Source organism: Mesorhizobium sp. M5C.F.Ca.IN.020.32.2.1 (assembly GCF_004023105.1).
GTDB classification, from domain to species: Bacteria; Pseudomonadota; Alphaproteobacteria; order Rhizobiales; family Rhizobiaceae; genus Mesorhizobium; species Mesorhizobium wenxiniae.
In genome coordinates this window covers 1-11,430 of record NZ_RZSX01000090.1, presented here as the reverse complement: position 1 = coordinate 11,430, position 11,430 = coordinate 1, and the positions used below count along the sequence as shown (strand labels likewise).

At 63.2% G+C, this 11,430-nt stretch carries 9 protein-coding genes and 1 pseudogene; 5 read left to right on the top strand and 5 right to left on the bottom strand.

Translation table 11 applies throughout. The features are described 5' to 3' along the window. The 3 genes and pseudogenes from EOA86_RS07080 to EOA86_RS07070 all read right to left on the bottom strand — a co-directional run. Nucleotides 1-191: pseudogene (locus EOA86_RS07080) on the bottom strand (hypothetical protein); the annotation flags it as partial. 270 nt (nucleotides 192-461) lie between these two features. After that, complete coding sequence (locus tag EOA86_RS07075; protein WP_128341081.1) at nucleotides 462-1,940, bottom strand: ROK family protein; 1,479 nt, start codon at nucleotides 1,938-1,940, stop codon at nucleotides 462-464. A 129-nt stretch (nucleotides 1,941-2,069) separates the two neighbouring features. Continuing rightward, on the bottom strand, nucleotides 2,070-2,975 hold the full coding sequence (locus EOA86_RS07070) for a tagatose-bisphosphate aldolase (RefSeq protein WP_128341080.1): 906 nt from the start codon (nucleotides 2,973-2,975) through the stop codon (nucleotides 2,070-2,072). A gap of 281 nt (nucleotides 2,976-3,256) precedes the next feature. Here EOA86_RS07070 and EOA86_RS07065 point away from each other — a divergent pair, with 281 nt between their 5' ends. The 5 genes from EOA86_RS07065 (at nucleotide 3,257) to EOA86_RS07045 (ending at nucleotide 8,413) form a co-directional block, all read left to right on the top strand. Next, a complete protein-coding gene (locus EOA86_RS07065; protein ID WP_128341079.1) occupies nucleotides 3,257-4,162 on the top strand; it encodes a sugar-binding domain-containing protein in 906 nt (301 codons plus the stop codon). 487 nt (nucleotides 4,163-4,649) lie between these two features. Beyond that, nucleotides 4,650-5,630: an ABC transporter substrate-binding protein gene (locus EOA86_RS07060; RefSeq protein WP_128341078.1), complete on the top strand. Its 981-nt coding sequence runs from the start codon at nucleotides 4,650-4,652 to the stop codon at nucleotides 5,628-5,630. Nucleotides 5,631-5,726: 96 nt separating this feature from the next. Continuing rightward, a complete protein-coding gene (locus tag EOA86_RS07055; protein ID WP_095519016.1) occupies nucleotides 5,727-6,779 on the top strand; it encodes a ribose ABC transporter in 1,053 nt (350 codons plus the stop codon). Further along, a complete protein-coding gene (locus EOA86_RS07050) occupies nucleotides 6,772-7,527 on the top strand; it encodes an ATP-binding cassette domain-containing protein (protein WP_128341077.1) in 756 nt (251 codons plus the stop codon). The genes EOA86_RS07055 and EOA86_RS07050 overlap by 8 nt, the downstream gene beginning before the upstream one ends. Before the next feature lie 631 nt (nucleotides 7,528-8,158). After that, nucleotides 8,159-8,413 carry a DUF768 domain-containing protein gene (locus EOA86_RS07045; protein WP_128341076.1) on the top strand — a complete coding sequence of 85 codons (255 nt, stop codon included), beginning with the start codon at nucleotides 8,159-8,161 and terminating at the stop codon, nucleotides 8,411-8,413. Between the two features lie 79 nt (nucleotides 8,414-8,492). Here EOA86_RS07045 and EOA86_RS07040 read toward each other — a convergent pair whose 3' ends face one another. Both EOA86_RS07040 and xseA read right to left on the bottom strand, forming a co-directional pair. Beyond that, nucleotides 8,493-9,623, bottom strand: a complete 1,131-nt coding sequence (locus tag EOA86_RS07040) for a P1 family peptidase (RefSeq protein WP_128341075.1) — start codon at nucleotides 9,621-9,623, stop codon at nucleotides 8,493-8,495. 40 nt (nucleotides 9,624-9,663) lie between these two features. Continuing rightward, a complete protein-coding gene (gene xseA / locus EOA86_RS07035; RefSeq protein ID WP_128341074.1) occupies nucleotides 9,664-11,229 on the bottom strand; it encodes an exodeoxyribonuclease VII large subunit in 1,566 nt (521 codons plus the stop codon). Nucleotides 11,230-11,430: the final 201 nt, after the last annotated feature.

Here is an 11,430-nt window from a genome sequence, read left to right as displayed (position 1 = left end):
GTATCGGGCAGAGCTGTGCCGATGTTGAGCTCCACGCCGAGAAGGCTGATGGATGCCATCGGTTTCTTTTTCACGTATTCCCGAATCACAGTATCCTGCTCGGGTTGAATAATGACGTCCTGAGCGGCGGCGGCGCTGACGCCAACGAGAAGAAGGATGCCTGCCGCGGCCGAGGAAAGTTGCTTTCTCATATTACCTCCAAGCAAACTCCGCTATGGCGCTTCATTGCCGCCGCAACGGATTGCTTAGCTTGAACGGTGTGGAGCAATTCTTGTTCCACTGGGAGTGCGCGAATCCGCTTACACAAACGCGCGCCCGCTCAAGGCGGCAAGCCATCCTGACAGGTATTTCGGGAACGATTGTCGAGACAGGGCGGGCAGGCACCGGGGTAACATAATGGCAAAAAAGCCAATCAACGGCTGCACTCGGATTGTGGATCCGGAGGTAGGCGGCCGCGCTGCCTATGTGTCAGCCGCTATCGTCGCCTGCAACCATTGTGTGATGGCATCGAAAGCGATCGGTTTGGTCGTGTCGACGTCAAACAGCGGTCCGCGCCGCAGCGGCTCGGCGCGCTTGGCCAGTTCTATCAGTTCGGGGATGTAGGCCGCTCCCGGATGGCCGGCGGGACGCTGGTCGAGCCGTGCGCGATAGCGCTCGGCAAGAACCTCGCCGGGAGCATGACACCAGATTTCGGCGGTCTGCTCGACGCCGGCGCTTCGCAGGTGATCCTCGAGCACCTGGCGCGGTTGGAAGCCGAACCAGGCGTCGACGACAAATATGGTGCCCGCCGGAGCCTCGCCGACGACCGACCAGATGGCTTGGTAGCTGGCGCGGCCGAGCGTCCGGTTGAATTCGCGATCACCGCCGCCGAGCACTTCGAGGAACGGGTTCTTGATGGTATCGAGCGCGAGCAACGGCCAACCCATGCGCTCGGCGATACCGCACGAGACCGTGCTTTTGCCGCTGGCGGGGATGCCGTTGACGAGCACGGCGCGCCGGCTGGGCACGGCGCGCCTGGCGGGCACAGCACGCCAGCCGGGGTTGAGCCCGGCAGATGGCAAGGACACGGGCGCGACTGCCGCCTTCGTCGCGAGCGCTTGCAGACCGGCGCCGATGACGCCTGCGTCGTCGCCCAGTTGCGCCGATTCCACCGGGCATTGGTACCACGGAGCCAAGGCGGGAGCTCTGGCAAGCGCCCGGTGGGCCGCCAGGCCAAGTCCGCCGCCGAGCAGGACCAGGTCAGGGGCGAACATGGCCACGGTCGTATCGATTGCCGCACGCAGCGGCCCGGCCCAGGCTTCCAGTATGCCGCGCGCCAGCGCGTCGCCGCCCGCATCCCGGCCAAAAAGCTGATCGACCGAAACATCCGGACCGAGGCCTGCCCGCGCGATGTGACGGCCAAGCGCTGTGCCTGAGCTGGTGGTTTCAACGCAGCCGCGCCGGCCGCAGACGCACGCTTCGCCTGATATGTCGACGGTGATGTGGCCGAGCTGCCCCGCCGTCCCCTTGCCGCGGACGATCCGCCGGTCTTGGACCACGGCACCGCCAATGCCGGTCCCGATCGTGAACATGACGATGCTTTCATGGCCTCTGGCGGCACCGAGAGCCATTTCCGCGATCAGTGCCATGTTGCAATCATTGTCGATCACCACGGGCTTGTCCGCCAGGCTTTCCAGTCGTTGCGCCAGGGAGACCGAGGCGAGGTTGACATAGCCTCCGGACAAGACCGCGCCAAGCCGCGCATCGACGCGTCCTGGGACGCCGATGCCGATGGCCGCAACTTCGGGGGAGTCGAGCCGGCGCACCATTTCGGCGATCCGGGAGAGCACAAGCTCCGGGTCCGGCGCGCTTTTCTCGGAAATGCGGTCGAGGATTTCGCCCGTGCCGGAAATACGGGCGGCGCGCAGATTGGTGCCGCCGATATCGATTCCTATAGCCATCGAACTAGAGCCTGTTCCATTTCGACTAATTCGAAATGGGGCTCTATCTCTTTGTTTGACCATGATCTTCTCCGAAAACCGGTCCCCACTTTTCGGATCATGGTCAGAGGCATGACGTCCTGTCATGGACTAAGCGGCTTTCTGCCGGTAGCTTCCGATCACCGCCTGAAGCTCGCGCAATCTCGACACTGCGATGGTCTTAAGCCTTTCCCGCTGAATGTCACGGTCAAGCGAGATGCAGTCCTTCCACAGCGACCGGCCGGCGATCACGCCTGACGCGCCGTTCCTCATCGCCATCTCGACCTGGCCCAGGAATGTTGCGTGGTTGACGCCGGCGGAGAGGACCGCCCATGGCACCTCGCCAGCCATGCTGCTGATCCTGGCGCAGGCTTCCGGCGTTCCGGGATAAGGAAGCTTGAGCACCTTTGCCCCGCATTCCAGCGAAATCCGGGTGCCCTCTTCGACGAGCCAGGGGATTTTGGCCGTATAGTCTTCGAGGCTTTCCCCTTCGACCTGATAGGTCAGGAACTCGACGACGAGCAGGAGGTCCTCTTGCGCGAAGTCGGCGATGCATTGGCGCAGAATAGCGACATTGTGCTCATTCGCCTCAGGCCTGTCCGCCCTGAGATAGACCATGATTTTGCCGCCGGTGCCGCCGAGCTCGCGGACGCGGCGTGCGCCGATGCCGGGAGCGAGGCGCGACAGGCGGTAACCGGCGGGCGAGACGTCGAAGCCCGAGGCATCGAGGCCGATGAGCAGAGCCGTATCGCGGTTCAGCACCCCTTCATCGACAACCCGCGGCACCGCGCAGAGCGGGTCGAGCAGCACGCAGGACGCCTGGCTGGCGAGGTATCGCGTGATGTCCGACTTGGTGTCGCCGAGCATGTCGTTGGTGATCTTGGCCTGTTCTGCAGGATCCGTCGCAAGCAAGGTTCGCATGCCGCCGCGCTGGTCACAGGCGATGGCCATGATGGCCCCGTCTTGGCCGCATATCTGCTGGTACCCGCGCAACTCTGCGGTCGTCATCTTTGTCATGGGTCTTTCCGATGTTGGCGCCCATTCACCAAGGCGCAAATCCGTGGAACAAGAAAGGTTTGGTTCTTACCTGCCTGTCGGCAGGAGAATTTGCCGCTTTGATGCACTATCGACCCGAGAAAATTTGACCTTGGCCCGCAATTTGCCGTGGAAACGAGCCCACGTTGCGAGTCAGCCGAATTTGCGCGATAACTGCCATCGGTCGAGGTCTGTAACACATTGCTGAAAGGAATTGCAAGCTGGCTGTCCCTCCCGCACAAGATGCAGCCGCATCGCGGACGATGCTGCATACGGTCGCCAAACTGCACTATGAGGCTGACATGTCGCAGGTCGATATCGCGCGGCGGCTTGGTGTCTCAACCGCGACCATATCGCGCCTCCTGCAGCGGGCGAGAGCAGAGGGCATTGTGAGGATCGAGGTTCTCGACCTTGCAACGCCCGAAGGCATCACCACGCAACTGATCGAGGGACTCGGACTTCGCGACGCGGCGGTCATCGAAACGCCGGCAGCCGGTGCGCTGACGGCCCTCGCTGCGCCGCTCGGCGCCTTGATCAAGCAAGCGGAGCTGACGGCCGGCTCGGTGGTCGCCATTGGCTGGGGGCGAGCCATTCGCGAGGTGATCCAGGCAGGCCTGCCGCGCATTCCCGGCGTTCTGACCGTCGCTGCCACCGGCGGTATGCAGCAGCAGGCGCCGCATTTTCAGATCAACGAGTTTGTGCGGCTCGCCGCCGAAGAGTTCGGCGGGACGCCGCATTTCATTCATGCGCCCTATCTGCCGTCCTCCGAATTGCGTGAGGTCTTCCTCGGCGATGCGACCATCCGCGACAGCGTCGCGCTTTGGGACCGGACCGAGGTTGCGATCGTCGGTATCGGCCTGCCCCATGCCAACAACCCGCCTGAGGCGAGCGCGGCCACGCTGAGCGAACAGGCCCTGTTTCATGCGGCTGGAGACGTCATTCGCCATTATTTCGACGCCGAAGGTAACCTTATCCCGTGGGAAGGGGAGAGCCGGATGATCGCGATGTCGCCGGCCCAGCTTCGAGCCGTCTCCCTGGTGATCGGCGTTGCCGCCTCGCCGGAGAAGGCGACGGCCATCATCGGTGCCGTCCGCGCCAGGCTGATCAACGCTCTGGTAACGGACACGAAGACGGCCCAGGCCGTCCTCGAGGCCCTCTTGCCCCGATAGTTGCGGGCAAGCCGATGCGTGACCTCGGCACCCTTGATCGATCCAAACTGATTGACACCAACGCGGCTCGCCAGCCCGCCGCCGCGAAATCATCAGTTGTGTCGCCAAAGAGTTGGGGCAATAGTCTGCGTGAGGGCCCCGGCCGGGCTGACAGATGGTGACCGGTTTGAAAGCGTTTCGATCCCGGAAATACCCAGTTGCAATTTCTTTCAGCAAAGTGTTACAACCTTGCGGCTAGGCACGCATGCGCGTCGAGCGGCGCTGTTCCCTGCATCTTGCGGAGGCCAGGAATGGGACTGCGCATCATGCCGGTCGGTTTCGACTGGCTGATCTAACGACTGGGGGGCGCTCGGGAGGAAAGCTGCCCATAACAGCAAGCAGGCGAACCTGTCTCTCGCCGCCAGCACTTCACATAGCCGGAACGAATTGACAGCCATTCCAATGTCGATCGCAACGGCAAATCTGCCCACACCTGAGGAGGATGTTAATGAAGAAGATTGTTGCCGCCCTGGCGGCTCTCGCCATCTGCGCAACGGCGCTGATCACGCCCGCTTTGGCGCAGGACAAGAAGTTCACCGTTGCGCTCATTCCGGGTCTCACCACCGACGGCTTCTACATCACCATGCGCAAGGGAGCCCAGGCGGCAGCCGATGCCCTTGGTGTGACCCTGGTTTTCCAGGGCGCCCCGGATTTCAATCCGGTAACGCAAGTCCCCGTGCTTGACGCGGTTATCGCCAAGAAGCCCGACGCGATCCTGATCGCGCCGACCGACAAGGTGCAATTGGTCGAGCCGCTGCGCAAGGCCAATGATGCCGGCATTCCGGTGATCACTGTCGACACTTTCATTGGCAGCGGCGTCTACCAGACCGGCGCCGGCGAGGCGGATTTCCCACTGTCCTATATTGCCTCGGACAACATTCTGGGCGGCGAGATCGCCGCGCGGGCATTGGCCAAGGCCATAGGCGACAAGGGCAAGGTTTACGTTTCGAACGTCAAGCCTGGCATTTCGACCACCGACCAGCGTGAGGAGGGCTTCAAGAAGGAGATGGCGGCCAACCATCCCGGCATCACCGTGCTCGAGACCCAGTTCAACGACAACGACGCCAACAAGGCCGCCTCGCAACTGCAGGCTGTGTTCGCGCGAAATCCCGATCTCGTTGGCGTGTTCGGCGCAAATCTGTTCTCGGCGCTCGGCGCGGCCAATGGCGTCCAGCAGGCCGGGCAGACCGGCATCGTCAAGGTCGTGGCGTTCGACGCGCCGACCAGCATTGTCGACAACATCAACACTGGCCTTGTCGACGTAGCGATTGCTCAGCATCCCGCGGAAATCGGCTATTTCGGCGTCGTGTCGGCCTATGCCCATCTGACCGGCCAGTCGATCCCGGTTGCGATCGGCACCGGCTTTACGATCATGGACAAGGCCAATATCGCCGACCCCAACATCTCGAAGTACCTCTATTCCGAATAAGTCCAGCCCGTCTCCTTCCGGCCTGCCGGAAGGAGACCTGCGCCGGGTCTCTTTGGCCCTGTTTGACGGAGGCCGCGCTGCGGATCGGAACCATTCATGACTTCAACATCACCAACCGAAACGCATGTCGCTCCTCAGGCGGATCACGGTGACCCGGCCAGGAGCTGGCTCGCACGCATCGCCGAGGGACGCGCCTGGCTGTTCCTCGCCGGCCTGATCATCTGTTTCGAGGTTTGGTCGAGGCTCTCCTTCGGCGCGACCTTCGTGCTCAACCCGTTCAACGTGCAGTCCATTGCGATATTTGCCGTGGCGCCGTTGCTGCTGGCGACCGGGCAGACCTTCGTCATCATTTCGGGAGGGATCGACCTCTCCTTGGGCTTCATCATGGGTCTCGCGGCCGTCGTCGCGGCCCACGCCACGAATATGGCTGGCGTCGCCATGCCGGTGCCTCTGGCCATGATGTTGGGCATTCTGGCGGCCGTGCTTGTCGCCGGCGTGCCTGGCCTAATCAACGGCTTGCTGATCTCGCGCCTCAGAATTCCACCCTTCATCGGCACGCTTGGCATGTTCGGCGTGGCGCGCGGCGCTGCATTCCTGCTGGCCGGCGGCACGACAGTGCCGGTCCAGAATTCCTGGTTCGCGCTGCTTGGCAACGGCAGGCTCTACGGTGTCCCCTATCTCGTCATCATCGCCGCCGTCTTCGTCGTCGTGATGCACTACATCCTGAGCCAGACCCGGTTCGGCCAGCACAACTACGCTATCGGCGCCAATGTGCAGGCGGCACGTCGCGCCGGTATCGACATCAGGGGCCATATCCTGCGCCTCTACGTGCTTTCGGCGATGTGCGCCGGCCTCGGGGGCGCGCTCTATGCAGCGCGCTTCACCGCGGGCGCCGCCCAGGCCGGCGAACCCTTGCTGCTCGACAGCGTCGCAGCCGTGGTGATCGGCGGCGCCAGCCTGTTCGGTGGCTCCGGCACCATCTTCGGGACGGTTGCCGGCGCCTTGGTGATCGCGGTCATTCAATACGGGCTGGTTTTCGTCAATGTCGAGCCGTTCTGGCAGTTCATCGCCGTCGGCCTCGTCATCATTATCTCCGTCCTAATCGACCAGGCGCAGCGCCGGTTCAGTGGAGCTCGCCAGGATGAATAGTTCCGAACAAACCACCCCTCTTCTCGGAGTCCGACACCTTTCCAAGCATTTCGGTGCGGTGCAGGCGCTGAACGATTTCTCCATGGCCGTGCGGCCGGGTGAAGTGGTGGCGCTGGCGGGCGACAACGGCGCCGGCAAGACGACGCTGATCAAGGCGATATCGGGCGTCTTTCAGCCGACCGGCGGTGAAATTCTGCTGAGAGGGCAGCCGGTCACGTTCACGACGCCTCAGGAGGCGCGCGAAAAAGGCATCGAGACCATTTACCAGGATCTCGCTCTCGCCGACAATTTGTCCATTGGCGCCAATATCTTTCTCGGCCGTGAACCCATGCGCAAGGCCTTCGGTTTCCTGCCGGTGCTCGATCGCAAGGCCATGGCCGTCGCCGCCAAGCAGACCATGGGACGGCTGGACTTCCATGTCAGCCGGCTCGACGCCCCGGTCAGCAATTTCTCCGGCGGTCAACGGCAGGCTGTAGCCATCGGCCGGGCCGTCTATTGGGACGCGCAGATCCTGATCATGGACGAACCGACCGCGGCCCTCGGCGTACCGGAGCAGCGCAAGGTCATTTCGCTCATCCACCAACTCAAGGCACAAGGGCGGGGCGTGATCTTCATCTCGCACAATCTGCAGGATATTTTCGCCGTTTCCGACCGCATCGTCGTGCTGCGCCGCGGCGTTCAGGCTGGCGAGCGCAAGATCTCGGAAACCAACCATGACGAAGTCGTCAAGCTCATGGTTGGCGGATAAGCCGAACTTTTCGATTATTTGAAACAGCTCACTTGCCGAGGAAATCAGCCTCCCGGGCCGCCAGCCGGCAACTCTTTGGCGAGAAGCGACCCGCGGCAAGATCGCCGGCATAGGCTATCGCGCCTAGCTGCTCAGCACCTCGAAGCGCTCGGTCGATTCCCGGTGAAGTATGCCCGCACCCGATGATGATAATACGCCATCCAGGTGCGCTCGGCGCAGCGGAAACAAGCAGGATGGCGAGCAGAGTCGACATTACCTGAGGATCTCACTATATAGCGGCGGCTTTGGCCGCGTGCTCTAGGGGTGCGCAGCGAATGGCGCCGCAAACGTGCCACGTATTGTGACACCTATTGTCATACAAATTGACTGGAATACCGGAAAAAAGCAAGTAGAAACAATGGTGCGATCCGGGACATGATCCCAGCCAACGGTGCCAGTCTCCTCAAGAAAATAGAATCGCCTCAACAATTAGAATGTGCTCCTTGAACCTTCGATTCACGTCAGCTCTGTGGAGGTTGGGCAAGATCGGCTTGCCGGACGGCGACGACTCGGTTGGAATGGGATCGTGCATCTTTTCGGGGATACCGGCGTTTATGATTACCAACCGGCGCAGCCGCCAGGGAACAGCAGCATGAGCGAACACGCGATCGAGTTCTTGCAAGGGTGGATCGGCGAAAAGGTCCACTGCCAGCCCTCGCTGGACAGGATCGAGGAGCAGGCCGAGACCCTCGCCAGGGAATGCGCCGCCAAGGCGGCTGAAGCCGGCATACCGCTGGAGGATATCCAGGAAGAGGTCGGCGACATTCAGGAGCTTATAGCGTCGAAGCTGGAAGAGGCGGCTGAGGCCGACCAGGACGAAAAGAACTCGGACAGGCCTGCCGAGTGACATGCCGACCCGGCGAAAGGCATCTATTACCAGGCTCAACCATTTCCAAGACCTGTGCGACGTGTGACACGCCCCAGTCCTACTTTCCCTGGCTTGCCCTGAAGTTGCCCTTGAGCCATGCCTTCGGCAGCGCCGGCACGAAATTGCCGTCGCGCCCGGTCATGTCGTCATTGGCGACCAGCGCATTGAGGATCGCCTCCTCCACGCTCTCGATCACGGCGTCGAAGAACGGATCGATGTCGGTATCCGGGATAAAATCGGCGCTGGCGATGCGGCCTGACGGCGCCAGTGCCGCCTCGCGGTTGGCGGTCGAAAAGGCCAGGAAAATATCGCCCGAGCTATGATAGCCGAAGCCGCCGGTCATGGCGACGCCGAGCGGCGCCCGGCGGGCCAGCCGCTTCAACTGATGCGGCATGAACGGCGCATCGGTGGCGACGATCCCGATGATTGAGCCCTTTTCGGCGCGCGGCGTGCTTTCGCGGATAGCCGGTTCCACGAGATCGGGCCCGGCACGCAAGCCGCGAATGACAAAATTGCTCCGCTTGCCGAAATTCGCCTGCACGAACGCGCCGACCGTGTAGCGCCGGCCGTGCCATTCGACGAGGCGCGATGCCGTGCCGGAGCCTGCCTTGAAACCGAAGGCGATCATGCCGGTGCCGCCGCCGACGCTGCCTTCCTCGATCGATGCTCTGGTCGCGCCATCGAGTGCCGCGGCGACATGCTTGAACCTGAGATGGTGGCCGTTGATGTCGTTCAGGAAACCGTCATAGGTTTCCGCCGCCACCGGCAGGCCCCAGCCGCTGTCGAGCGCGGCCGGCAGCACGCGCTGCATCCAGCGCAGCGTTGCGTCGCGTGAAACGCCGCAGGAATGCGTGTTGGTGATGGTGATCGGAAAATTGAAGGCACCGGTTTCCTCGATGATGTGCGAGCCGGTCAATTCGCCATTGCCGTTCTGGCTGAAGATGCCGGCAAAAACCGGCGTGGCGAGATCGGCGCGCGGTCTCGGCAGGATAGCACTCACGCCGGTGCGCACCGGTCCCTTGCCGACCACCAGCGCACCATCGCCCAAAATCAGCGTCGAATAACCGACCGCAACGCCAGCCACATCGGTGATGGCGTTGAACGGCCCAGGCGTGCCGTCAAAACTTATGCCGAAGGCTCGCGCGCGTGGCCTGCCGGAAGGCGTCGTCTGGTGATGATTGTCGGTCATGCGGGCTCAGAAATCATAGGCACTCAGAAATCATTGCCACTCAGAACAGGGAGCCTTGATTGCCACGCTCCTTGGCTTTGGCGGCCGGCTTAGCAGTTGTTTTCGGCCGCGCGGCACCGGTGGTCGCAACCGCATCGGCGGTCCCGTCGGCAAACTCCAGCGAAAGTGCCATACCCGGCACCACTTCCGCCGCTTGCTTGATCACCGCGCCGTCGGCGTCTTTCACCAAGGCGAAGCCACGCGCCAACACCGCCTTGTGCGACAGCGTGGCCAGCAGCCGGTCGGCCTGGGTCAATTTCCCGCGGAAGCGCTCGAGCCGTACGGAAATCACCCGGTCCTGTCGACGCGACAGCGCCGCCAGGCCATCTGCCTGCAATTTCTGCCGCCTTGCGATCGGCGCCGGCGACAGCCGCGCCGCGGCGCGCGAAAGCCGCGTTCGCCGCTCGCGCACGATGGCGAAGAACGCCGCTTGCGCGCGGGCGAGGTCGCGGCCGGCCAGCGTGCGGGCCTCGTTCATGCGTCGCGACAGGGTGGCCGGCGTCAGCCGCTGCGCTTGAAGCCTAGCTCGCTTGCGCTGGACGCTGACGGACAGCGCCCGGCCCAGCCGGCTGGTCGCCTCGTCGAAACGCCGGCGCGGCAGCGCCAGCAACTGGTCGGGCGAGGGCAGCGCCCGGGCAGCGGCACGGACCGCCTGGCGCTTGCGCTCGAAATTGCGCGATGCCGCGGTCTTCAGCCGCGCGCCAAGACCGGCAAGCGTCGCTTCGAGGTCGACTTTGACCGGCACGGCGATCTCAGCAGCCCCCGTCGGTGTCGGCGCCCGCACATCCGCCGCCAGGTCGATCAGCGTCCAGTCCGTTTCATGGCCGACAGCGGAGATCACCGGAATGCGCGAGGCGGCGACGGCGCGGGCCAGCCCCTCGTCATTGAACCCCCAAAGGTCCTCCAGGCTGCCGCCGCCGCGCGCCACGATCAACACGTCGGGGTGCGGAATAATGCCATCCTGCGCCAGTGCGTTGAAGCCGTTGACGGCAGCGGTCACTTCGGCGCCTGCCGTCTCGCCCTGCACCCGCACCGGCCAGACAAGCACGTGCAGCGGAAACCGGTCCTTGATCCGGTGGATGATGTCGCGAATGACGGAGCCTGTCGGCGAAGTGACGACGCCGATGACGCGCGGCATGAATGGCAGCAAGCGCTTGCGGCCGGCATCGAACAGGCCTTCGGCCTGCAGCCGGCGCTTGCGCTCGTCCAGCAGCGCCATCAGCGCTCCGGCGCCGGCCGGCTCCAGATTGTCGATGACGATCTGGTAGTTGGACTTTCCAGGATAGGTGGTGAGCCGGCCGGTGGCGATCACCTCTATGCCCTCTTCGGGGCGGAACTTCAGCCGGCTCATCGTGGTCTTCCAGACCACGGCGTCGAGCCGTGCGCGGTCGTCCTTCAAGCAGAAATAGGCGTGGCCGGAGGAATGCGGCCCGCGATAGCCTGATATTTCGCCGCGCACCCGCACATTGCCGAAGACGTCCTCGACCGTGCGCTTCAGCGCGCCGGAAATCTCGCTCACCGTGTATTCAGTGGCGTTGGTGCGTGATTCGGATACTGCGTCGCTCATTGGCCGATTGGGGGGCGGTTGTCCGTCCGCGTCAAGACGGGTGTGTCCGGTGCCGGCCAATTGCGGGGGTTTTTCACCAGCCCGGCGAGATCTGGTTCGGCTTGGTCCGCTTCGTCTTAGAGAAGGCAAATGCCGGGAAGTCGAAGCTTCCCGTATCTTCGCCGAGCGGCACGGAAATATTGTCGAGGCTTTCCGAAATGT

Bases quoted from the DNA above. Each gene is read 5' to 3' on its own strand.
- EOA86_RS07070 (WP_128341080.1), bottom strand. From the start codon at position 2,975: ATGACAAAGATGACGACCGCAGAGTTGCGCGGGTACCAGCAGATATGC.
- EOA86_RS07055 (WP_095519016.1), top strand. From the start codon at position 5,727: ATGACTTCAACATCACCAACCGAAACGCATGTCGCTCCTCAGGCGGAT.
- EOA86_RS07060 (WP_128341078.1), top strand. From the start codon at position 4,650: ATGAAGAAGATTGTTGCCGCCCTGGCGGCTCTCGCCATCTGCGCAACG.
- EOA86_RS07065 (WP_128341079.1), top strand. From the start codon at position 3,257: ATGCTGCATACGGTCGCCAAACTGCACTATGAGGCTGACATGTCGCAG.
- xseA (WP_128341074.1), bottom strand. From the start codon at position 11,229: ATGAGCGACGCAGTATCCGAATCACGCACCAACGCCACTGAATACACG.
- EOA86_RS07050 (WP_128341077.1), top strand. From the start codon at position 6,772: ATGAATAGTTCCGAACAAACCACCCCTCTTCTCGGAGTCCGACACCTT.
- EOA86_RS07045 (WP_128341076.1), top strand. From the start codon at position 8,159: ATGAGCGAACACGCGATCGAGTTCTTGCAAGGGTGGATCGGCGAAAAG.
- EOA86_RS07040 (WP_128341075.1), bottom strand. From the start codon at position 9,623: ATGACCGACAATCATCACCAGACGACGCCTTCCGGCAGGCCACGCGCG.
- EOA86_RS07075 (WP_128341081.1), bottom strand. From the start codon at position 1,940: ATGGCTATAGGAATCGATATCGGCGGCACCAATCTGCGCGCCGCCCGT.